The organism is Nonomuraea insulae (assembly GCF_042656245.1).
On record NZ_JBHSPA010000096.1, the window covers coordinates 14698 to 37276 of the forward strand.

Consider the following 22579-nt stretch of genomic DNA (forward strand, 5'->3'; position numbering starts at 1 on the left):
CGTGCGCGGACTATAGAGTCTGGCCAGAGATCAACGCGACGCCGGACCCGAGGAGGGGGATGTCCATCAGGCCGTTGTCCCTGCCGCAGCCGCCTCAGAAGGCGCCGGAGTTCGGGCGCGACGCGCTGATCGTGTGCGAGAGCCTCGTGCGGATCTACCAGTCCGGGTCGGTCGAGGTGCAGGCGTTGCAAGGGCTGGATCTGGTCGTGGACGGCGGGGAGATGGTGGCCGTCGTCGGGGCGTCCGGGTCGGGGAAGTCGACGTTGTTGTCCATTCTGGCCGGAGTCGACGCTCCTACCGCTGGACGGGCGCGTGTCGATCGGTGGAATCTGCTGGCCATGTCGCGGGCCGATCGGGTGCACTATCGGCGGCATACCGTGGGATTCGTCCGGCAGCAGACGGCCGGAAACCTCGTACCGTACCTGACGGCGCGTCAGATGATCGATCTGCCGATGACGGCGGCCCGGACTCCGGGGCGCGCCCGTCGTGCGCGTACCGCCGAGCTGCTGGACACGCTCGGGGTCGGCGACTGCGCTGAGCGGCGGCCCGCGCAGATGTCCGGAGGGCAGCAGATGCGGGTGGCCATCGCGGTGGCCCTCGCCAACGAGCCCCGTGTGTTGCTGGCCGATGAGCCGACCGGGGAGCTGGACAGTGCCACCTCCGCCGAGGTCTTCGGGATGTTGCGGGAGGTCAATCGGCGGCTCGGGGTCACCGTGGTCGTCGTGACGCACGATCCCGCGGTGAGCGGGCAGGTCGAGCGGACCGTGGCGATTCGCGACGGGCGTACCAGCAGCGAGGTGTTGCGCCGGACGGCCACCGGGGCCGATGGCGATACGCAGGTGATCGCTGAGGAGTACGCCGTGATGGATCGGGCTGGGCGGGTTCAGGTGCCGCGCGACTATCGGGAGGCGCTTGCGTTGACCAGACGGGTACGCCTGGTGCTGGAGGCCGACCACGTCTCGATCCGGCCCGACGTCGGCGCGTCCGAATGAGCGACAGGCCGCTGCTGGCCGTGCGGGGTGTCCACCGGCGCTTCGGCGGCGGGGCCAGCGCCGTGCACGCGTTGCGGGACGTGACGTTCGACCTCGCCGCCGGGACCATGACCGCCCTCATCGGGCGCTCCGGCTCCGGCAAGACCACCCTGCTCAACGTCATCGGCGGTCTGGATCGGCCTGACTCCGGTACGGTCCTCGTCGATGGTACGGATGTCACCACCCTCGACGAGGACGGTCTGTCCCGGTTACGCCGGGAGAAGGTCTCGTACGTGTTCCAGACCTTCGGGCTGATCCCGGTGTTGTCCGCCGCGGAGAACGTCGGCGCTCCCTTACGGCTGGCCCGTATGCCATCCGGGGAGCGTGAGCGGCGTGTCGAGCTGTTGCTGGAGTTGGTGGGCCTGGCCGACCATGCCGAGCAGCGTCCCGGTGAGCTGTCCGGCGGTCAGCAGCAGCGGGTGGCGATCGCCCGGGCTCTGGCCGCCTCGCCGCGACTGCTGATCGCCGACGAGCCCACCGGGCAGTTGGACGCCGAGACCGGGTTGTCGGTGATGGCGCTGCTGCGGGGAGTGGTGGAGTCCGAGGGTGTGACGGCGCTGGTGTCCACGCATGATCCGACGATGCTCGCGCTGGCGGATCGAGTGATCCAGATCAACGACGGCCGGCTCTCCGACGGGCAGCCCCAAGGCGGGCGGCTCCAAGATGGGCGGCCCGGCGGGCGGGAAGTCTCGTGATCGGTCAGAGCCGGCTGTGCTGAGGCTGGTCGCCCACCGAGCCGGCGCGCAGTGGCCCCTCCTGGCGGCCCTCCTGGTCGTCGCCATGGTCGGCCCCACCCTGCTGGGCACCTGCGCCCTCCTCCTCACCCGCACCGCCGAGCAGGCCCTGGAGACCGCCGCGTCCCGCGCCACTCCCGACCAGGTGGACGTCACCGCGTACACCGTCACCGTCCGCGGCCCGGACGCCAGATCCGTCGCCGACGACACCCGCGGCGTGCTGACCTCCGCGCTCGCTCCGTTCGCCACGACGACGGCCGCGCGGGTGTCGTCCGTGATGCGGTCGCTCCCGGCGACCGGTGGAGACCGCGTCCCGGCGGTGACCTACCTGTCGGGGGTGGAGGACCTGCCGGGCCGCGCCCAGCTGACGACCGGACGCCGGCCGCGCGCCGGCGCCGTGCCGATGGAGGCCGTGGTCCTGGAGTCCACCGCGCGGCTGCTCGGCCTCAAGCCCGGCGCCCGCGTCCACCTGGGCGCGGAGCTGTTCGAGGACCCCGCCAAGCCGGTCGAGGTGACCGTGGTCGGTGTCGTACGCCCGCTGCCGGCCACCGGCTGGGATCGTGACCCCCTCGCCGCCGCCGGCTACGACCTCGCCTACCGCGACGGCCGCTCGGCACAGCCGGTTCACGCGTACGGGCCGTTCATCGTCGACCTGCCCGACCTGCTCGCCGGCGGCTCCACCATCGACCGGCTGGAGATCACCGCCCATCCGGACCTGTCCGCCCCCACCGGTCGTGACCTCGACGCCGCCGCCCAGGCCGTGCTCGCCGCCGATCGGCGGCTGGCGGGGACCCTCGGCGACCGGGTACGGATCGAACGCGTCGCCTCCCGGTTCCCCTCGACGCTGCTGGCCGCCCACGACCAGCAGCAGGTCACCACGGCCGCCGTGCTCGCCGTCGCCGCCATCGGCATCGTCCTGACCGCGACCGCCCTCGCCCTCGCCGGCCGGCTCACCGCCGGGGTGCGTGCCGACGAGACCGCCCTGCTGTCCGCGCTGGGCTTCAGCCGGGGCCGGCTCGCCCTCGCCGCCCTCGTCGAGGCGGGCGCACTCGCCGTGCTCGCCGCCGCGTTCGCCGTCCCCGCCTCCTCCGCGCTGCACGCCGGCCTGACCTGGCTGCCGCCCATGGCGGGGGCCGGGCTGGCCGTGAGCCCGGGCGTGAGCGGCGTACAGGTGCTCGCGGTCGCCGGGGGCGCGCTGGCGCTCGCGACGGTGCTCGTCGTGCCCTCGGTGCGGCCCGCCGGCGACCGTCGTCAGCGGCGTGAGCTGCTCGCCCGCTCCGGCGCCGACCTGCTGCTCGTGGTGTTCGCCGCCGTCGGCTGGTGGCAGTTGCGCGATCAGCCCACCGGCTCCGGTTCCCCGGCCGACGCCGTACGTGTGCTCGCTCCCGCGTTGTTGCTCATCGCCGGTTCCGCGCTGGCGCTGCGCCTGGTGTGGCCCGCGTTGCGTGGCGTCGAGCGGCTGGCGCGGCGCGCTCGCGGGCTGGTGGTGCCGTTGGCCGCGTTCGAAGCCGCTCGCCGGCCGCAGGCGGTCGCGGCGGGGCTGCTGATCGGGCTGGCCTGCGCGGCGGCCACGTACGGGATCGGGTTCGACGCCACGTGGCAGCGCTCCCAGCAGGACCAGGCCGATCTGTCCGTCGGCACCGACCTCGCTCTCACCCTCGCCACCCCGCCGGCCGCCGGGCAGGGCGCGGCCGTCGGCGCGGCCACCGGAGGGGTGGTGAGCCCGGTCGCCGATCGTGGTGTCGCGGTGGGGCAGTGGCTCGGCGGCGCCGGTGATCCGCCGCGGCTGGTCGCGCTCGACACCACCCGCGCCGAGGCGCTGTTGCGCGGCCGGCTGAACGACGGCCGCGGCTGGGCGGAGGTGGGCGCCGCCCTCGCGCCACGGACCCGTGCCGCCGGCGTCCCCGTCCCGCTCACCCTGGCCGGGAAGGCGACCGGTACGACCCCGCTCACCGTGACTCCCCGCCTGCTGTTGCAGGACGCGGCCGGCCTGCGTATTCCGTGCAATGGCGCACCCGTGCCGCTCGACGGCCGGGCGCATCCGCTGCCGGCCTGCGCGACGGCGGAAGGGCTGCGGCTGGTCGCGGTGTCCCTCCCGTTCGCGATCGCACAGGGGAACGTCGGCACCGGCCACTCCGACTATCTGACGGAGCTCCCTTCCGGGGACAGCCGCGTCGTCGTCACACTCACCGTGCCAGGGGCCGCGCCCGGGTCGCCCTGGACCGCCACCTCCGCCGGGCCCGCCCCGGGGCAACTCGTCGATCCGGCCGTCACCTTCGCCGGCGATCAGCTGAGGATGACGACGACCGTCTCGCTCAAAGGTCCTCCGGACGCCGCCAGGAACTTGATCGCCACCGCCTTCCCCGCCCCAGGACCGGTGCCCGTGGCCGTTTCCGCCCGCTTCGCCGACGAGGTCGGCGCCCATCGAGGCTCCCGGCTCGACCTCACGGTCGGTCTCACCGCCGTCCCGGTCATCGTGACGGAGGCGCTGCCCGCCGTACCGTCCGCTCCCGGCGCTCCGGCCATCCTGGCCGATCTCGACGCCCTCTCCCGTGCCCTCGCCGTCAGCGGCAACTTCGACGTGCCCGTGGACGCGTGGTGGGTCGGCCATCCCACCAAGGCCGGCGGCGCCGATCTCCGTCTCGGCGCCGTAACGACCCGGGCCTCCGAGACCGCCCGCCTCACCGGTGGCCCCCTGCGGGCCGGGCTGCCGGCCGTGTTGCGGCTGCTCGTACCGGCCGCGGGGCTGCTGCTGCTCGCCGGCGTGGTCCTGCATGTGACCTTCGACCTGCGGAGCCGTGTGGTCGAGGTGGCGCGGCTGCGGGGGCTGGGGATGACCCGGCGCGAGGTCCGTACCGTACTGCTCGCCCAGCACATCGGCGTCCTGCTGCCCCTGCTCGCGGTGGGTGCGGTCGTCGGCGCGCTCGCCACTCGCGTCGTCGCGCCCCTGCTCGTCCGCTCCGACACCGGCGCCGCGCCCATCCCGGCCGTCCTGCCCGTCTGGCCGTGGGGCGCCGAGGCGGGCCTGCTCGCCTTACTGCTGGCCGGCTGCGTGCTCGCGGTGACCGCGGTGGTCGTCGTCCAGGCCCGGCGCGTCGATGCCGCGTATCTGCGGGTGGCGTCGTGAGGTGGCCTGCCGTCCGGTTGCCGATGGTGCACTGGCCGAGCGTACGTGGCCGCGCCCGCGCCGACGCCGGGCCGTTGCTCCTGGCCGCCGCCGTGGTGGCGGTCGTGACGCTGCTCGCCGGGGCCGTTCCGCCGCTGCTGTACGCGACCGCCGACGACGCCGTACAGGACGGGGTCCGTCGCGCCGGCGGCGACCTCCTGGTCCACGCCGGCCTCGAACGCGACGACGGGCTGACCAGCGGACGCGTCCGTGCTCCCCGCCTGGCGGAGGACGTCGACGACTTCCGTGACAGGGCGACGGACGAGCTCGGCCCCGGCCTGCGCGCCGCCCTGCGCCCGCCCGTCGCCGCCGTCATCAGCCCCACCCTCAAGATCACCGATGGCAGCGTGCTGCGTACGTTCCAGCTCGCCTACCTCGCCCACGCCGCCGGGCCGGAGGTGACCTGGATCGCGGGCGGCCCGCCCGGGCCCTCGGCGGACGGCCATGCCGAGGTCGCCTACGGGGGGCCGCCCTGGCCGGTGCGGGTCGGTCTGTCGGAGGCGGACGCCGCCGCTCTCAACGTGCGTCCCGGCGCTCGCATCCCCCTCGCCGACGGCCAGGGGAACGTCAAGAAGGTCCAGGTCAGCGGCATCTTCCGGGTGGCTGACAGTGCCGATCCCGCTTGGCGGTTCGTCCCGTCGCTGCTGCGTCCCGTCCCCGGGGCGGACGGCGTGGGCACGACCCGGTTCGCCGGGCTGCTGTCACGTGACTCCCTGCCCGACGCCCGCCTCGCCTTCGACCAGGACGAACTGGAGCGCACCGTCTGGTTCACCCCCGAACCGAGCCGGCTCACCTGGGACTCCGCCCAGGCGGTCGCCGCGAAGGTGGTCGCTCTCAAGGCCGCCTCCGGCTCCTCCGGCGCCCGGGACGGCTCCCTGAAATGGGAGACGCGGCTCGACGGCGTGTTACGGGACGTACGCTCCCAGGTCGCCGCGGCGTCCGCGCAGGCGTCGGTGCTGCTCACCGGCGTGCTGACCGCCGCGGTCCTGGTCCTGCTGCTCGCCGCCGACCTGCTGGTGCGCCGTCGCGCCCCGGCGCTGGCCGCCGCCAGGCAGCGGGGGATGTCGCTGCCGGGGCTCGGCTCCGAGTTGTTGATCGAGTCCGCGGTGGTGGCGCTGTCGGCCGCGGCGGCCGGGCTGGCGCTGGCTCACGCCGTCGCGCCGGGGGCCTCCTGGGGGTGGGTGATCCCCGTGGTCCTCGCCGCCGTCGTCGCCGGGCCGGCGTTCGGTACGCTCGCCGCCGCCCGTTCCACCCGCGACCGGCGGGTCCCGGCCAACCGGTCCGCGCGCCGCTGGGCCCGCCACACCGTCGAACTCCGGCGCGCCGCCCTTGAGGTCGCGGTCCTGATCGCCGCGGTCGTCGCCTTCGTGGCTCTGTACCAGCGCGGGATCCTTCCCGGAGATGGGCCGGACGGTGGTGGGGTGTTGCCCGCGAGCGCGCCGGCTCTCGGCGTTCTCGCGGGTGCGCTCCTGCTGGTGCGGCTGTTGCCCGTCGGGACGGGCCTCGTGCTCAGGCAGGCTCTGCGCTCGCGCCGGCCGCTGGCGGTGTTCGGGGGCGCGAGGGCGGCGGCGACGTCGGCGCGTGTGCTGCCGGTCCTGGCTCTGGTGACCTGCGCCGCCTTGGCGTCGTTCGCGTTCACCCTCGACGCGACCGTCGATCAGGGGGTGGAGGAGAGCGCGTGGCGGACGGTCGGCGCCGATGCCCGCCTCGACGTCGGCCCCGCCTCCGTTCCCGCCACCGCCGCGCTCGCCCGGCGCGTCGCCGCCGCGCCGGGGGTCCGGCAGGTCGTCGCCGCGCAGGTGACCGACAGGGCGCGGGTCGTCGCCGACTCGCGGGCCGTCGCTCCAAGGCTGGTGATCGTGGACGCCTCCGCGTTCCGGCGGTTGCAGACCGCCTCTACTCCGATGCCGGAGCTTGCCCGGCTCGGTGCGACCGGTGGCGGTGACGTGCCAGCGCTGGTGCGGTCGAGCGACGGCGGCCTGAGGCCGGGCATGCGGCTGGAGCTGCCCCGGGACGGTGCTCCGGCCGTCCGGCTCACCGCCGTCGGCACGGCGCCCGCCGTCGGCGACGCCGGTGACGTCGTCCTCGTGGACGCAGGGGCCCTCGCCGCCGCCGGGATGCCGTCCGTGCCGAACACGGTGTGGGCGACCGGTCCAGGAGCGGCGCGGGCGGTCGCGGGCAGCTCTGCCGCAGGCAACACCGTGCTGCGCGAGGACGTCCTGCGTGAACGCCGCGCGGCGCCGCTGACCTCAGGGCTGTTGCGGCTGGCGTGGGCCTCGGCCGCGACCCTGCTGGCCCTGGGCCTGCTGGGGCTCGCTCTCGGGGCGGCGGCCGGCGCGCCGGAGCGGTGGCAGACCCTGACCCGGCTGCGTACCCTCGGCCTGCGACCTCGTGAGGCCCGCTGGGTCGCGGCGGGTGAGCTGCTGCCTCCGGTGCTGGTCGCCGCGGTGGGCGGCCCGCTGCTCGGGGTGCTGCTCGCCCGCCCGATGCTCGACTCGCTCGCACTGGGGCTGCTCACCGGGCAGGCCGCCGGCCCGGCCCTGGTGCTGCCGTGGTGGCGGCTCGGCCTGGTGGCCGTCGCGTTGTCGGCGGCGGTCGCCGTCGTGGTGCCGATCGAGTCGGCGCTACGCCGCCGGCGGCGGTTGAGCGAGGTGCTCCGTGCGGGCGATGGATAGAGAACGTCGACGCGAACTGGGGATGAATCCGTTCTTTCAGGTGTGCGGAGATCTGAGGCCGTAGGTGGACACGGGGATTAGGGCAGCAGATATTGGAAGAAAAGCGGAGGTGTTTCATGCACGCACGCCTTGACCATCTCGTCTGCTGGGTCTCCGATCAGCTCGCGTCCCTGCGTTTCTATGAGCAGGTGATCGGGTTGCCGGGGGTCCGGGCCGAGGAGTTCCGTGAGGGGAAGGCCCCTTTTCCCAGCGTACGGATATCGTCCGAGAGCATCATCGACCTGATGGCCTTCGAGGCGATGCGGGGTGTTGACGAGGCCACCGGGGCGCAGGGGAGCGCCGGGCATCCGATCAATCATCTCTGCCTGTCGGTGGGCCGGGAGGATTTCGAGGCGCTGCAGGTGAGGTTGAAGGAGCACAGAGTGGCGATCACCGCGACCGGGACGAACTCGTTCGGGGCCCAGGGGATCGCGCCCGAGGCCATTTACTTTGCCGACCCCGACGGGAATGTGATCGAGGTCCGATACTACGAGTGAGCTGGTTCGCTCGGAAGTGTCGGTGCGTTCTGGTACACAGGCGGCATGGGTGTGAGCGTCGATGAGTTCCTCGGGTTGCTGGACGAGCTGCCCGAGGTTCGGATGAGTCATGGTGGCGAGTGGGTCGGCCTGAAGGTGCGTGACAAGGGGTTCGGCTATCTGTGGGAGGCGACCGAGACCGTCGGGCTCAAGGCGACGATCGAGGAGCAGATCGCGCTCGTCAACGAGCGGCCCGAGGTGTTCGAGGTGCAGTTCACGGCGGGGCGGTTCGGATGGGTGGTGGTTCATCTCGACCGGATCGACTCCGATGAGTTGTTCGAGTTGCTGGCCGAGGCGTGGTGCCTGACCGCACCCAAGCAGCTCGTGGACGACTTCGAGGCCACCCACCCGATCGGGCAGCGGGTGCAGTCCGGGTAATCTCGGGCAGCGTGATTTCCGTGAACGTCAGACTGCGGAAGTGGCGTGAGGACGACGCGCCTGTCGTGCTCCGGGCCTTTCAGTCGCCCGACCTGGGGCGGCAGGCGCCCTGGCCCGTCGTCACGCTCAAGGACGCTTCGGGGTGGATCGCCTCCTGGGACGGGGTCGGGCAGGCCTTCGCCGTGACGGCCGACGGTGGGCGGGTCGTCGGGAACGTGGCCGTGACCAAGATGGATGGTCATGGGAATGGGTGGGTGTCCTACTGGGTCCTGCCCGAGGCCCGGGGGAGAGGGATCGCGGTGGTGGCCACCGAGCTGCTGGCTCGGTGGGCGTTCGATGAGCGCGGGTTGTTCCGGCTGGAGCTGGGGCATCGGATGAACAATCCGGCTTCGTGCAGGGTCGCCACCAAGGCCGGGTTCGCGGCTGAGGGGATCGAGCGGGCCAAGATCTGTTATGGGGGAGTCCGGTATGACGTCGAGCGACATGCGCGCCTGGCCACCGACTGACAGCGCTACAGACTGACAGCGCCACCGACTGAAGGTGCCACCGGCTGAAGGGGCTGATGGCTTGCCTGGCGACGGAGTGGCTCGCTGAACTAATCTTGGCGGATGGACAGCGAGAGTCTGGCCGCTGTCGGGCTGCTGGCGGCTCTGGGGCGGGCGTCGGAGACTCTTGCGGAGTTACGTCATCCCTTCGTGAGAAGCGAGCGCTTCTCCTATTTCTTCCCTCCCGCCGGCGTCCGCGTCGGAGCCACGTTCATGCTGCCCGACGGGCGCGAGGTGCGGTTCGAGGTCTCCATGGTCGCCTCAGGGGGCGCCTTCCACGTGGAGGGCGGGATCGAGGCGGAGGACGAGAAGCTGCTTGAGCTGCCGCGTAAGAGCGTGCCGGGGATCCACGACGGGCTGGCCGTGTTCGACGACTACATGGGGGAGGTGGCGGCTCCGGCGGCGCGGGTGATCGATCGGCTCTTGGAGGAAATTGTCTGACAGCTAGACAAGTGGTGTCTGGTTGTCTGACAATGGCGGCATGAGGAATGGACCGCTCGCCGTCGTCGGCGCCGCCGTGCTCTGGGGGACCGCTGGGACGGCCGGGTTGCTGGTCTCCGCCGACTCCGTGGCGCTGGCCGCGGCCCGGCTGGTGATCGGGGGGACCGCGCTGGCGTTCGTGGCCAGGGGCGGTCTCAGAAGGGCGCTCAAACCGGGGTTGTTGCTGGGGGCCGTCGCGGTGGCCGCCTACCAGCTCTGCTTCTTCGCCGCGGTGAGCCGTACGGGGGTCGCCATCGGCACCGTCGTCGCGATCGGCAGCGGGCCGGTCTTCACGGGGGTCCTCTCCTGGGTTCTGCACGGCCGGCGGCCGAGCGGGCGGTGGGCCGTGTCCACGACGGCGGCCATCTGCGGGTGTGCGGCGCTGATCGTGGGGGGTGGCGCGGAGGCCGGGGAGCGGATGGTGTCGGGGGTGCTCGTCGCGTTGCTGGGCGGCCTGGTCTACGCCTTCTACGCCGTGACGGCGGCCCGCGCCATCGGTCAGGGGCACGAGTCCAACGCCGTCATGGGCGTGATGTTCGGCGGGGCCGCGGTGATCATGCTGCCGGTGCTGGTGGTGAGCGGGGTGGAGTGGATCGCCGAGCCCCGGGCGCTGGTCGCCGTGCTGTACCTGGGGCTGGGGACCACCGCGCTGTCCTATTTCCTGTACGGGCGGGGGTTGCGGACCACCCCGGTGGCCACGGCCGCCACGCTGGCCCTGGCGGAGCCGGCCGTGGCCGCGCTGCTCGGGCTGGTGGTGCTGGGTGAGCGGCTGGCCCCGGTGTCGGTCGCCGGGCTGGTGCTGCTGGGGCTCAGCCTGGTGGCGGTGGCCGTACCGGAACGTACAACGGAAATGCGGCTAGAGTCGCAGCCGTGACGTTGCCCCTCAGACCCGTCTCCACCGTCGGCGCGCTCGCCGACGCCCTGCGCAGCAGGGTGTTGTCCGGCGAGATCCCGCCCGGCACCGCGCTGCCCGAGCAGGAGATCGCCGCGTCGTACGGCGTCGCCCGCCCCACCGTGCGGGAGGCGCTGGCGAGCCTGGTCAACGAGGGAGTGCTTCGCCGCGAACGCAACCGCAGCGCCTATGTCCCGGAAGTGACGCTTTCGGACCTCGACGATCTCATGTACGTCCGCCGCCCCCTGGAGGACCTTATGGCCCAGGCGGTGGTCGGGCAGACGGTCGCCGGGGCGGAGGCCGCGTTGCACCGGATGGGCGCCCTGCCCGCCGACGCGCCCTGGTCGGAGACGGTGGCCGAGCACATGGTGCTGCACCAGGCGCTGATCGAGGCGGTCGGCAGTCCGCGACTGGAGCGGCTCTACGGCGTGCTGGCCTCGGAGACGAGGCTCGGCCTGGTGCGGCTGCGGGAGGTGTACAAGGACAGGGAGGTGTTGATCCGGGAGCATCGGGAGCTGCTCGACGCCATCGCGAACGGGCCGGAGGAGGCCGCCAGAGCCGCCGTGGCGGCGCATCTCAGCCACTCCTGGGGAGCGCATGAGCACCAATGAGCGCGAACCCTTGCGGGACCGACCCGTAACTCGCAAGAATCGCGGCCATGCACGGCAACCCGATGCCGGACTCCTACGTGTATGTCACGGAAGAGGGCGTCACTCGTCACTACGCTGACGGTAGCGTCGAAGCCCTCGCCTGGGAGGACGTGGTGGAGGTCCGTGTCGTCACCGAATCCGGGGAAGATGTCCTCTATATCCTGCTCGACCGTGACGGCGAAGGCTGCGTGGTGCCGCGTTCGGCCACGGATGCCACGTTTCTCGCCCGGTTGCGCTACTTGCCCGACTTTGACCTCGACCGGTTGACCTTGGCGGCCGACTCCGCGCACGACGGGGTGGTGGTCGTCTGGCGTAGCCCGGATCCGCCGTCGGCGCTGCCGGACCTCGAGTACGACTAGTCGCTTCACGCAACGGTAACCTGCCGAAATTTCGCAGTAAATCGCCTGTTCCTCCTGCGAACTGCCTTCACTTATGGACCGTTCCGTCAAGCCCTCCGAGGGCCCGATTATCGTCCGATTGTGGACATATGACGTTATTCCCCATGCTGGAATCGATCTTTACTCTTTAGTGGGGGCCGCCGCCCTTGTTGATACGTGGGTCATGTCAACCCATGTGGTGCAAGGAACGTCCTGTTATCTGCGATGCACACAGTCATCAGGGTGGTGCTATGAGGGTGGGGACTGGGGAGTCCACTGTCGTGCTCCTCGAGGCCGTGCCGCGCCGCGCGTCGAGCATCTGGACGCGGGCGTACTTACGGCTCCTGTTATCCGGGGACACGATGTGCGCGTTGCTCGCATGCGTCTGCGTGCTGGGCGTCCGGCTGATTACCGGCGCGTACATACCACTGGCCGAGTACGTACTGGGATTCGGCCTCGTCATCGCCTGGCCCATCGCGCTCATGATGGGCGGCGCGTACCGCCAACGCGCCAACGGCGAAGGAACGGAGGAGTTCAAAGCGGTCTTCAACGGCGGCATCGGCCTGATGGCCACCGTCGCCATCATGGCCTACGCCACGCAGACCGCGATCGCGCGGAGCTTCGTGATGGCGATACTGCCGCTGGCCTTGTCGGCCACGCTCTACTACCGCTACCGGATGCGCAAACGGCTCCACCGTAGGAGAGCGGTGGGCGACTACATGCGCCAGGTCATAGCGGTCGGGCACCGGGAGTCGATCCTCGACCTGGTGATCCAGTTCAGGCGCCAGCCCTATCACGGAATGCAGGTGGTGGGAGCCTGCCTTCCCGACAACGCGATCGACGTCGACCTGGACGGCATACCGGTGCTGGGGTCGTTCGGCGACGTGGCGAGCGTGGTCGAGCGGGAGCAGGCGGACGCCGTGGCCGTGCTGGCCTGTCCCGAACTGGACGGGGCCGCGTTGCGGCGGCTGGCCTGGAGTCTGGAGTCGGCGCGCACCGATCTGTTCGTGGCGCCGGCGCTCCTCGACGTGGCCGGGCCGCGCATCAGCATCAGGCCGGTGGCCGGGATGCCGCTGCTCCACGTGGAACATCCCGAGTTCGATGGCATGCGGCAGTTCGTGAAGACCGTGTTCGACCGCCTGGGCGCGGGGATGGCGCTGCTGGTCCTGGCGCTGCCGCTGCTGGCGATCGCGGGGCTGATCCGCATGACGAGCCCCGGGCCGGCCCTCTTCCACCAGATCAGAGTCGGCAAAGGCGACAAAGAGTTCCGTGTCGTGAAATTTCGTACGATGGTGGTTGATGCGGAACTTCTCAAGGGCGCGTTACTCGAAGCGAACGAGTTCGACGGGGTGCTCTTCAAGATTAGGAACGATCCAAGGATCACCAGGGTAGGCGCTTTCCTGCGGAAATACTCCTTGGACGAGCTGCCGCAACTGCTCAACGTCCTCCGTGGCGAGATGTCCCTCGTCGGCCCACGCCCACCACTGCCGGAAGAGGTCGCCGCGTACGGCATAGACGTCCGCCGCCGCCTGGTGGTAAAGCCGGGTATGACCGGCCTGTGGCAGGTCAGCGGGCGCTCCGACCTCACGTGGGAGGAATCCGTACGCCTCGACCTGCGGTACGTGGAGAACTGGTCGCTCATCCTCGACCTGCAGATCCTGTGGAAGACCTGGTCCGTAGTCACCCGTGGAGAAGGGGCGTATTAGCGGTGAAAGCACTCGTGCTCGCCGGGGGGTCGGGCACACGGCTACGACCCATCACGCACACCTCGGCCAAGCAACTGGTTCCGGTCGCGAACAAACCGGTCCTGTTCTACGGCCTGGAGGCCATCGCCGCGGCGGGGATCACGGAGCTGGGCCTGGTGGTCGGGGACACGCACGCCGAGATCGAGGCGGCCGTGGGAGACGGCTCGGCGTTCGGGCTGCAGGTGACCTACCTGCGGCAGGAGGCGCCGCTCGGGCTGGCCCACGGTGTGCTGATCGCCCGCGAGTATCTGGGCGACGAGGACTTCGTCATGTACCTCGGCGACAACTTCATCGTGGGCGGCATCAACGACCTGGTGGAAAGGTTCACCAGGGAGGGTCCCGCCGCCCAGATCATGCTCACCGAGGTCGCCGACCCGCGCCAGTTCGGGGTCGCCGAGCTGGACGTCGAGGGGCGCGTGATCGGGCTGGAGGAGAAGCCCGCGCGGCCCAAGAGCGATCTCGCGCTCGTCGGCGTCTACCTGTTCAGCGCGGCCGTCCACGAGGCGGTGGCCGAGCTCAAACCGTCGTGGCGGGGCGAGCTGGAGATCACCGACGCGATCCAGTGGCTGATCGAGGCGGGGTTACGCGTCGAGTCCTCGGTGATCTCCGGCTACTGGAAGGACACCGGCAACGTCACCGACATGCTGGAGGTCAACCGGCTGGTCCTGGAGTCCGTCGAGCCCCTGATCGAGGGGAAGGTGGACGCGGTCAGCGAGCTCATCGGCCGCGTCGTCGTCGAGCCGGAGGCCGTGGTCGAGCGCTCGCGCGTCGTCGGCCCGGCCGTCATCGGCGCGGGATCGCGGATCCAGGACAGCTACATCGGCCCCTACACCTCGATCGGCGCGTCCTGCGCCATCATCGGCAGCGAGATCGAGTACTCGATCGTGCTGCCCAGGGCCTCCATCGCCGGGGTGGGCCGCATCGAGTCGTCGCTGATCGGGCACGACGTCGAGGTCACCCCAGCCCCCAACACGCCCAAAGCCCACCGTCTCGTACTGGGCGATCACAGCAAGGTACAGATCAGCTCATGACAAGAATTCTGGTGACGGGTGGCGCGGGGTTCATCGGCTCCCACTTCGTCCGGACCCTCAATGACGCGTACATCACCGTCCTGGACAAGCTGACGTACGCCGGGAACCGCGCCAACCTCGACGGGGTGCGCCACGAGTTCGTGCACGGGGACATCTGCGATCCCGACCTGCTCGCCAAGGTCGTCCCCGGCCACGACCTCGTGGTGAACTTCGCCGCCGAGTCGCACGTGGACCGCTCGATCGAGGGCGCCGCCGAGTTCATGCGCACCAACACCCTCGGCACCCAGACGGTGCTCCAGGCGTGCCTGGAGGCCGGGGTGCCGAAGGTGGTGCAGGTCTCGACCGACGAGGTGTACGGGTCGATCGACATCGGGTCCTGGGACGAGGCCGCGCCGGTGCGGCCGCGCTCGCCGTACGCGGCCTCGAAGGCGGGCGGCGACCTGATCGCCCGCGCGTACGCGGTCACCTACGGGCTGAACGTCTCGATCTCCCGCTGCGGCAACAACTACGGGCCCCGGCAGTACCCCGAGAAGGTCATCCCGCTGTTCATCACGAACCTGCTGCTCGGCAGGAAGATCCCGTTGTACGGGGACGGCGGCAACGTACGGGACTGGATCCACGTCGAGGACCACTGCGCGGGCATCCGCCTGGTCGCGGAGAAGGGTGAGCCAGGGGAGGTCTACCACATCGCGGGCACGGCCGAGCTGACCAACAAGGAGCTCACCACACGCCTGCTCGAAGCCTGCGGACGGGACTGGGATCTGGTCGAGCCCGTCGCCGACCGCAAGGGCCACGACCGCAGGTACTCGCTGGACGACTCCAAGCTGCGCGCCCTCGGCTACCGGCCGGAGATCCCGTTCGGGCAGGGGCTGAAGGACACCGTCCGCTGGTACGCCGACCACCGCGACTGGTGGGCGAGGTAAGTGACCGTCCTTTTATGCCTGGAGGCGGCATGAGGTGGCTCATCACGGGGGCCGGTGGCATGCTCGCCGCCGACGTCCTCGACCGTACCGCGCTGACCGGCCAGCCCGTGCTCGCGCTCGGCCGCGGCGAGCTCGACGTGCGTGACCGGCGGGCGGTGCACGACTTCGTCTCCGCCTACCGGCCCAGGGCCGTGGTCAACTGCGCCGCCTGGACCGCGGTGGACGACGCCGAGGCGCACGAGGCCGACGCGCTGGCGATCAACGGGGACGCCGTGCGCTGGCTGGCCGAGGCGTGCGACCGGGTGGGGGCCCGGCTCGTGCACGTCTCCACCGACTACGTCTTCGACGGGATGGGGGTCGAGCCGTACCGCGAGGACGATCTGCCCGCGCCGGTGAACGCGTACGGCAGGACCAAGCTGGCGGGTGAGCAGGCGGCGCTGGAGCACGGGCACTACGTGGTGCGCAGCGCCTGGTTGTACGGCGCGCACGGCGCCAACTTCGCGCGCACGATGATCAGGCTGGCCGCGGAGCGGGACACCCTGGACGTGGTGGACGACCAGCTCGGCCAGCCGACGTGGAGCGCCGACCTGGCCGACTACCTCGTGCGGCTGGCGCAGTCGGACCTGCCGCCAGGCGTCTACCACGGCACGAGCGCGGGGGAGACGACCTGGTGCGGCTTCGCCAGGGAGATCTTCCGGTTGCTCGGCGAGGACCCGGACCGGGTGCGCGCCGTACAGACCTCCGCCTTCCCCCGCCTGGCCAAGAGGCCCGCCAACAGCCTGCTGGCCCACACGCGGTGGGAGCCGATCAGGCATTGGCAGGCGGCGCTGCACGCGGCCTGGCCCCTCCTGGCGAGGAGCCGTCAATGCAGCGTGGCGTAGAACTCCCGGCACGTCTCGTAGCCGGGCAGCAGCCCGGCCCTGCGCGCCTCCTCGACGGTGGGCGCCTTGGCGTCCTTCTCCGACAACACCGGCTCCACGCCGGCCGGCCAGTCGATCGCCAGGGCCGGGTCGAGCGGGTTCACCCCGTGCTCGCGGCCCGGCGCGAAGGGCTGCGAGCACAGGTAGGCCACCGTGGCCTGCTCGCTGAGCACCATGAACGCGTGCCCGAGCCCCTCGGCGACGAGGAGGGCGACGCGGGTCTCGTCGTCCAGCCGCACGGCCTCCCACCGGCCGAAGGTGGGCGAGCCCACGCGGAGGTCCACGACGACGTCCATGATGCTGCCGGACACGCACATCACGTATTTGGCCTGTCCGGGCGGGACGTCCGCGAAGTGCACGCCCCGCAGCACGCCATGGGCCGAGACGGAGCAGTTGACCTGGGCCAGGTCGAACCGCCGGGGAAGGTCGGCGGCGCGGAAGGCCTCGAAGAACGAGCCGCGGGGGTCGGCGTGGACGTGCGGCGTGTGGCGCCAGGCGCCGTCGATGCCGAGGGGATCCATGATCCGACAGTAACGAGATCACCGGTCCCGGCGAAATATCAATCTCTTGGAGCGTGCAAATGACGACTTGCCGGTTATGCGGCTCGACCGACCTCGCCGGTGTGGTGGACCTGGGGGCCACGCCGCCCTGTGAGCGCATCCTCACCCGGGAGCAGCTCGACGAGCCGGAGGTGACCTATCCGCTGCACCTGCGCGTGTGCACCTCGTGCTGGCTCGCGCAGATCCCGCCGTTGATCACCCCTGAGGACACCTTCACCGACTACGCCTACTTCTCCTCCTACTCCGCCTCCTGGGTGGAGCACGCCCGCTCGTTCGTGGCCGGGCTCGACCTGCGGCCCGACTCGTTCGTGGTGGAGGTGGCCAGCAACGACGGCTACCTGCTGCGGCACGTGGTGGACCGGGGCGCGCGCTGCCTGGGCATCGAGCCGTCGGTGAACGTCGGGCAGGCCGCCAGGGAGCGCGGCGTGCCCACGGTGACGGCCTTCCTCACCCCTGACAGTGCCCGGGAGGTCGTGCGGGAGCACGGCAGGGCCGACTACGTGGTGGCCAACAACGTCTACGCGCACATCCCGGACGTGATCGGCTTCACCGAGGGGCTGCGCACGCTGGTCGCCGACGACGGCTGGGTCTCGGTCGAGGTGCAGCACCTGCTGACGTTGATGCAGCTCAACCAGTACGACACGATCTACCACGAGCACTTCCAGTACTACACGGTCGCCTCCGCGCAGCGGGCGCTGGCCGGCGGCGGGCTGACGCTGGTGGACGTGGAGCTGCTGACCACGCACGGCGGCTCCATCCGGCTGTGGGCGCGCCCGTCGGGGACGCCGTCGCAGCGGGTGTCCGACGTGCTGGCGATGGAGAAGGCCGCCGGGCTGCACGAGATCTCCGGCTACATCGACTTCACCGAGCGGGTGGCCAGGGTGCGGCGCGACCTGCTGGGGTTTCTGGTCGGCGCGGCCGAGGAAGGCAGCACCGTCGTCGGGTACGGGGCTCCCGGCAAGGGCAACACGCTGCTCAACCACTGTGGCATCCGGCCGGACCTGCTGACGTACACCGTGGATCGCAACCCGTACAAGCACGGGAAGTTCACCCCGGGTGCCCGCATCCCGATCTTCGGGCCGGAGCGCATCGCCGCCGACCGGCCCGACTACGTCCTCGTCCTGCCATGGAACCTGCGAGACGAGCTGGTCGACCAGCTCTCCTACATCCGCGACTGGGGCGGCCGGCTGGTCTTCCCCATCCCCACGCTGGAGGTCGTGTGAAGGTCGTCCTCTTCTGCGGTGGGTACGGCACCCGCATGCGCACGGGCGCGCCCGGCGACGTCCCGAAGCCGATGCAGCTCGTGGGCCCCAGGCCGCTGATCTGGCACGTCATGCGCTACTACGCGCACTTCGGTCACAAGGAGTTCGTGCTCTGTCTCGGCTACGGCGCCGACCAGATCAAGGACTTCTTCCTCCGGTACGAGGAGACCGCCTCCAACGACTTCGTCCTGCGCCACGGCGACGTCGAGCTGCTGGCCACGGACATCTCCGACTGGACGATCTCGTTCATCCACACCGGGATGGGCTCGTCCATCGGCGAGCGGCTGCGCCGCGTCCGCGAGCACCTCGACGGCGAGGAGATGTTCCTGGCCAACTACGCCGACGTGCTCACGGACGCACCGCTGCCGGAGATCATCGACAGGTTCACCGCGTCGGGGGTGGGGGGCGCGCTGATGGCCGTGCCGCCGCCGGGCACGTTCCACTGCGTGGAGATCGCGGAGGACGGCCTGGTCGGGCAGATCACCGCGGTCACCGAAATGCCCTTATGGGTAAATGGGGGAAATTTCGTCTTACGTCAGGAAATCTTCGACCACATCCCCGAGAACGGTGACCTGCTCGTGGACGGCTGCAAGGAGCTGGCCAAGCGCGGGCGCCTCATGGCCTACCCCTACCGGGGCTACTGGCGGCCGACGGACACCGTCAACCAGCGCATGGAGCTGGACAAGGCGTACTCGCGCGGCGTGCGCCCGTGGGCCCTGTGGGAGCGGGTGTGAACCGGCTCTTCCCCAGCGGCCTGCGCAGGATCGCCGTGCTCGCCGCGCACTGCGACGACCTCGCGATCGGCGCCGGCGGCACGCTGCTCGTCATGTGCACGGCGCACCCGGGCCTCCAGGTGGACGCGCTGGTGTTGTCCGGCGGCGGGACCGCGCGCGAGGAGGAGGAACGGACCGCGCTCGACGCCTTCTGCCCCGACGCCGACCTGCGGGTGAGCGTGGCCAAGGTGCCCGACGGGCGGCTGCCGGCCCACTGGGACGAGGCCAAGTCCGCCGTGGAGGAACTGCGGCTGCGCAGTGAGCCGGACCTCATCCTGGCGCCCCAGCGCGACGACGCGCACCAGGACCACCGGGGGCTGGCCGAGCTGGTGCCCACCGTCTTCCGCGACCACCTCACGCTGGGTTACGAGATTCTCAAGTGGGACGGCGACATGGGGCGGCCCAACGCCTACCAGCCGCTCGACCTGGCGCTGGCCGAGCGCAAGGTCAACCTGCTCTGGGAGCACTATCCCTCGCAGCGGCACCGGCCCTGGTTCGACAGGGAGGCCTTCCTCGGGCTGGCCAGGATCCGCGGCATCGAGTGCCACGCACGCTACGCGGAGGCCTTCTACCTGCACAAACTCGCGCTGGACCTAGCTGGAGGCTGATCGATATGCGTGTCTTGCTCACGGGGCACCAGGGCTATCTCGGCACCGTCATGGCGCCGGCGCTCGCCCTGGCCGGCCACGAGGTGGCGGGCCTGGACTCCGGGCTCTTCGCCGCCTGCGTGCTCGGCCCGCAGCCGGACGACCCGCCCGGCCACCGCATGGACCTGCGCGACGTGCCCGCGGACCTGCTCGAAGGCTTCGACGCGGTGATCCACCTGGCGGCGCTCTCGAACGACCCCCTGGGAGCTCTCGCACCCGAGTTGACCTACGACATCAACCATCACGCCTCCGTCCGCCTGGCCAGGCTGGCGCGCGAGGCGGGGGTGCGCCGCTTCCTGTACGCCTCCACGTGCTCGGTGTACGGCGCCTCCGGGGGTGACGACCTGCTCGACGAGGACGCGCCGCTGCGCCCGGTCACCCCGTACGCGGAGTCGAAGGTACGCGTGGAGGACGAGCTGATCGCGCTGGCCGACAGCGACTTCACGCCGGTGTTCCTGCGCAACGCGACCGCGTTCGGCTTCTCGCCCCGGCTGCGGGCCGACATCGTGCTGAACAACCTCGTCGGCCACGCCCACCTGACCGGGCAGGTCCGCGTGTTGTCCGACGGCACCCCGTGGCGCCCGCTGGTGCACGCGGCCGACATCGCCGACGCCTTCCTGGCCACGCTGACCGCGCCGCGCGAGGCCGTGCACGCCAAGGCGTTCAACGTGGGCGGCGAGCAGAACAACCTGACCGTGGCCGAGATCGCCGAGCACGTCGTGGCGGCGGTGCCCGGGTCCGAGCTGCTGATCACCGGGGAGACCGGCGCCGACCCGCGGTCCTACCGGGTCTCGTTCGACCGGATCAGGCGGGCACTGCCCGGCTACCACGCCCGCTGGTCGGTCAAGGAGGGGGCCGTTGAGCTGGCCGACGCCTACCGCGCGCACGGGCTGACGGCGGAGGACTTCCGGCAGCGCTTCACGCGGCTGGCCTGGCTGGCGGACCGGCGCGAGGCGGGCACGGTCTCCGCGGAGCTGAGGACGTGACGGGGGAGGAGATGCACGCCCTGGTGGAGCGGCTCTATCCGCTGTGCCGCTCCATCACGGGCGACGGCGTGCGGGCCACGCTGGACATCGTCGGGGAGCACCTGGAGCTGGCGGTCCACGAGGTGCCGACCGGGACGGAGGTGCTCGACTGGACGGTGCCCAAGGAGTGGAACATCCGCGACGCCTACATCAAGGACGCCTCCGGGGCCAGGGTGGTGGACTTCCGGCGGTCGAACCTGCACGTGGTGGGCTACAGCGTGCCGGTCGACGCCGTGATGACGCTGGAGGAGCTGCGGCCGCACCTGCACACGTTGCCGGAGCAGCCGGAGCTGGTGCCGTACCGGACCTCCTACTACGCGCGGACGTGGGGGTTCTGCCTGAGCCAGCGCACGCTCGACGGGATGGGCGAGGGGCCGTACGAGGTGGTGATCGACTCGACGCTGGCGGACGGGCACCTGACCTACGCCGAGCACGTCGTGCCCGGGCTCAGCGAGGAGGAGGTGCTGATCTCCTGCCATGTGTGCCATCCGTCGCTGGCCAATGACAACCTCGCGGGGATCGCCGTGGCGACCGCGCTGGCGCGGCGACTGACTGGGCGGCTGGGCAGGCCGCGCCTCACCTACCGGTTCCTGTTCGCGCCGGGCACGATCGGGGCCATCACGTGGCTGGCGCGTAACCGGGAGCGTGCCGGGCGGGTCAGGCACGGGCTCACGCTGGCCTGCGCGGGGGATCCGGGGCGGCTCACGTACAAGAGGAGCCGTCGTGACGACGCGGAGATCGACCGGGCGGTCACCCACGTGCTGGCGGACCGGCCGCATGACGTGCTGCCGTTCTCGCCGTACGGGTACGACGAGCGGCAGTTCTGCTCACCGGGCTTCAACCTGCCGGTCGGCAGCCTGACCAGGACGCCGTACGCCGGATACCCGGAATATCACACCTCGGGGGACAACCCGGATTTCGTCACCCCGGCGGCCCTGTCCGACACGCTGGAGACGCTCTGGCAGGTCACCAGGGTCCTGGAGGGCAACCGCAGCTATCTCAACCTCAGCCCGTACGGGGAGCCGCAGCTCGGCAGACGCGGGCTCTACGGATCGCTCGGCGGGCGGAGCGACACGAAACAGGCGCAGATGGCGATGTTATGGGTGCTGAACCTGTCCGACGGGGAGCACAGCCTGCTCGACATCGCCCAGCGCGCGCACATGCCGTTCGCGGCGCTGGAGGACGCGGCGCGGGCACTGTCAGCGGCCGGACTGGTCAAGGAGATCGCGTGATGAACCTCAGGGTCGGGGACCTGGTGGAAGTACGGGGCGAAGGGGAGATCCTCGCGACGCTGGACGAGCGGGGCGAGCTCGACGGGCTGCCCTTCATGCCGGAGATGCTGGCCTACTGCGGTCAACGGCTCACCGTGCACAAGGTGGCGCACAAGCTCTGCGACACCCAGACCCGGACGGGCCTGCGCAAGATGGAGTCCGCCGTGCACCTGACCGGAGCCCGCTGTGACGGCTCCGCGCACGGTGGTTGCCAGACCGCCTGCTCCATGTACTGGAAGGAAGCCTGGGTCAGGCGGGTGGAGGGAGCGCCCACGCCGGCGCCGCAGGACGCGCGGCTGCTGCCCCTCCTCCAGATCAACACCCGCAAACCGGTCGAGGAAGAACGTTTCTCCTGCCAGGCCACCGAGCTGCTGCGGGCCGCGCCGGCCTGCCTGCCGTTCAAGAACGTCAACCAGTACGTCACGGACGTGCGCTCGGGCAACGTCGGCCTGCTCAAGACCGTGCAGGGCCTGGCCATCGGCCTGTTCAACCGGCTGCAGAGCGTGGCCAAGCGCGTGCTGCCCAGGCCGCTGTGGATCAGGGGCGGGCTGCCGTGGGGCTTCCTGCGGGGCCGCGTGACGGGCAAGACGCCCGCGCAGAGCCTCGACCTGCGCCCGGGCGAGCTCGTACGGGTCAAGCCCCGCGAGGAGATCCTCGACACGCTCAACGGCGACCTGCTCAACCGCGGCATGGGCTTCGAGCAGGAGATGGCGCGCTACTGCGGAAAGACGGCGCGGGTGCAGGCCAGGGTCGAGCGCTGCATCGATGAGAAGACCGGCGAGATGTTGCAGATGAAGAACCCGTGCATCGTGCTGGAGGAGGTCGTGTGCGAGGGGGTGCACAGCCTCAACTGCCCACGCGAGTTCGTGCCGTTCTGGCGGGAGATCTGGCTGGAGCGCGTCTCTTAAGCGTCCTCGTG

Annotated in this window: 22 protein-coding genes; 21 read left to right on the plus strand and 1 reads right to left on the minus strand. The window is 71.1% G+C overall.

Annotated elements, in window-relative coordinates; genetic code table 11:
- The first annotated feature begins 59 nt into the window (after positions 1 to 59).
- The 15 genes from ACFPZ3_RS58280 to rfbD all read left to right on the plus strand — a co-directional run bounded on the left by ACFPZ3_RS58280 (position 60) and on the right by rfbD (position 16083).
- The gene (locus ACFPZ3_RS58280; RefSeq protein WP_379523078.1) at positions 60 to 992 is read left to right on the plus strand and encodes an ABC transporter ATP-binding protein; all 933 of its coding nucleotides are present in this window, start codon (positions 60 to 62) and stop codon (positions 990 to 992) included.
- Positions 989 to 1726, plus strand: a complete 738-nt coding sequence (locus tag ACFPZ3_RS58285; RefSeq protein WP_379523079.1) for an ABC transporter ATP-binding protein — start codon at positions 989 to 991, stop codon at positions 1724 to 1726. Before ACFPZ3_RS58280 ends, ACFPZ3_RS58285 begins: the two co-directional genes overlap by 4 nt.
- A 16-nt stretch (positions 1727 to 1742) precedes the next feature.
- Positions 1743 to 4892 carry an FtsX-like permease family protein gene (locus ACFPZ3_RS58290; protein WP_379523080.1) on the plus strand — a complete coding sequence of 1050 codons (3150 nt, stop codon included), beginning with the start codon at positions 1743 to 1745 and terminating at the stop codon, positions 4890 to 4892.
- The gene (locus ACFPZ3_RS58295) at positions 4889 to 7606 is read left to right on the plus strand and encodes an FtsX-like permease family protein (RefSeq protein ID WP_379523081.1); all 2718 of its coding nucleotides are present in this window, start codon (positions 4889 to 4891) and stop codon (positions 7604 to 7606) included. The genes ACFPZ3_RS58290 and ACFPZ3_RS58295 overlap by 4 nt, the downstream gene beginning before the upstream one ends.
- A 116-nt stretch (positions 7607 to 7722) precedes the next feature.
- A complete protein-coding gene (locus ACFPZ3_RS58300) occupies positions 7723 to 8142 on the plus strand; it encodes a VOC family protein (protein WP_379523082.1) in 420 nt (139 codons plus the stop codon).
- A 45-nt stretch (positions 8143 to 8187) separates the two neighbouring features.
- Complete coding sequence (locus ACFPZ3_RS58305) at positions 8188 to 8559, plus strand: MmcQ/YjbR family DNA-binding protein (protein ID WP_379523083.1); 372 nt, start codon at positions 8188 to 8190, stop codon at positions 8557 to 8559.
- Between the two features lie 20 nt (positions 8560 to 8579).
- The gene (locus ACFPZ3_RS58310; RefSeq protein WP_379523084.1) at positions 8580 to 9065 is read left to right on the plus strand and encodes a GNAT family N-acetyltransferase; all 486 of its coding nucleotides are present in this window, start codon (positions 8580 to 8582) and stop codon (positions 9063 to 9065) included.
- 102 nt (positions 9066 to 9167) lie between these two features.
- Positions 9168 to 9545 carry a hypothetical protein gene (locus ACFPZ3_RS58315; RefSeq protein WP_379523085.1) on the plus strand — a complete coding sequence of 126 codons (378 nt, stop codon included), beginning with the start codon at positions 9168 to 9170 and terminating at the stop codon, positions 9543 to 9545.
- A gap of 40 nt (positions 9546 to 9585) precedes the next feature.
- Positions 9586 to 10458 carry a DMT family transporter gene (locus tag ACFPZ3_RS58320; protein WP_379523086.1) on the plus strand — a complete coding sequence of 291 codons (873 nt, stop codon included), beginning with the start codon at positions 9586 to 9588 and terminating at the stop codon, positions 10456 to 10458.
- A complete protein-coding gene (locus ACFPZ3_RS58325) occupies positions 10455 to 11087 on the plus strand; it encodes a GntR family transcriptional regulator (protein ID WP_379523087.1) in 633 nt (210 codons plus the stop codon). Before ACFPZ3_RS58320 ends, ACFPZ3_RS58325 begins: the two co-directional genes overlap by 4 nt.
- 47 nt (positions 11088 to 11134) lie before the next feature.
- Complete coding sequence (locus ACFPZ3_RS58330; RefSeq protein WP_148433120.1) at positions 11135 to 11485, plus strand: hypothetical protein; 351 nt, start codon at positions 11135 to 11137, stop codon at positions 11483 to 11485.
- Between the two features lie 269 nt (positions 11486 to 11754).
- Positions 11755 to 13209: a sugar transferase gene (locus ACFPZ3_RS58335; protein ID WP_379523088.1), complete on the plus strand. Its 1455-nt coding sequence runs from the start codon at positions 11755 to 11757 to the stop codon at positions 13207 to 13209.
- A gap of 2 nt (positions 13210 to 13211) precedes the next feature.
- Entirely contained in the window at positions 13212 to 14279 is a 1068-nt protein-coding gene (locus ACFPZ3_RS58340) for a glucose-1-phosphate thymidylyltransferase (RefSeq protein ID WP_379523089.1), read from the plus strand.
- Entirely contained in the window at positions 14276 to 15202 is a 927-nt protein-coding gene (gene rfbB, locus ACFPZ3_RS58345) for a dTDP-glucose 4,6-dehydratase (RefSeq protein WP_379523090.1), read from the plus strand. The genes ACFPZ3_RS58340 and rfbB overlap by 4 nt, the downstream gene beginning before the upstream one ends.
- Before the next feature lie 29 nt (positions 15203 to 15231).
- The gene (rfbD, locus tag ACFPZ3_RS58350) at positions 15232 to 16083 is read left to right on the plus strand and encodes a dTDP-4-dehydrorhamnose reductase (RefSeq protein WP_379523091.1); all 852 of its coding nucleotides are present in this window, start codon (positions 15232 to 15234) and stop codon (positions 16081 to 16083) included.
- On the opposite strand, the gene ACFPZ3_RS58355 is transcribed toward rfbD, so the two are convergent.
- Positions 16065 to 16643, minus strand: coding sequence for a dTDP-4-dehydrorhamnose 3,5-epimerase family protein (locus tag ACFPZ3_RS58355; protein ID WP_379523092.1), 579 nt, complete (start codon positions 16641 to 16643; stop codon positions 16065 to 16067). The genes rfbD and ACFPZ3_RS58355 overlap by 19 nt on opposite strands.
- 59 nt (positions 16644 to 16702) lie before the next feature.
- On the opposite strand from ACFPZ3_RS58355, the gene ACFPZ3_RS58360 reads away from it, so the two are divergent.
- The 6 genes from ACFPZ3_RS58360 to ACFPZ3_RS58385 are packed head-to-tail and all read left to right on the plus strand — an operon-like array spanning position 16703 to position 22568.
- Positions 16703 to 17905, plus strand: coding sequence for a class I SAM-dependent methyltransferase (locus ACFPZ3_RS58360; RefSeq protein ID WP_379523093.1), 1203 nt, complete (start codon positions 16703 to 16705; stop codon positions 17903 to 17905).
- Positions 17902 to 18678: a glycosyltransferase family protein gene (locus ACFPZ3_RS58365; RefSeq protein ID WP_379523094.1), complete on the plus strand. Its 777-nt coding sequence runs from the start codon at positions 17902 to 17904 to the stop codon at positions 18676 to 18678. The genes ACFPZ3_RS58360 and ACFPZ3_RS58365 overlap by 4 nt, the downstream gene beginning before the upstream one ends.
- Entirely contained in the window at positions 18675 to 19325 is a 651-nt protein-coding gene (locus ACFPZ3_RS58370; RefSeq protein WP_379523095.1) for a PIG-L deacetylase family protein, read from the plus strand. The genes ACFPZ3_RS58365 and ACFPZ3_RS58370 overlap by 4 nt, the downstream gene beginning before the upstream one ends.
- 5 nt (positions 19326 to 19330) lie before the next feature.
- On the plus strand, positions 19331 to 20350 hold the full coding sequence (locus tag ACFPZ3_RS58375; RefSeq protein WP_379523096.1) for an NAD-dependent epimerase/dehydratase family protein: 1020 nt from the start codon (positions 19331 to 19333) through the stop codon (positions 20348 to 20350).
- Positions 20347 to 21621 (plus strand): DUF4910 domain-containing protein, encoded by a 1275-nt coding sequence (locus tag ACFPZ3_RS58380; RefSeq protein WP_379523097.1) that lies wholly within the window; start codon positions 20347 to 20349, stop codon positions 21619 to 21621. The genes ACFPZ3_RS58375 and ACFPZ3_RS58380 overlap by 4 nt, the downstream gene beginning before the upstream one ends.
- Positions 21621 to 22568, plus strand: a complete 948-nt coding sequence (locus tag ACFPZ3_RS58385; RefSeq protein ID WP_379523098.1) for a hypothetical protein — start codon at positions 21621 to 21623, stop codon at positions 22566 to 22568. Before ACFPZ3_RS58380 ends, ACFPZ3_RS58385 begins: the two co-directional genes overlap by 1 nt.
- Positions 22569 to 22579: the final 11 nt, after the last annotated feature.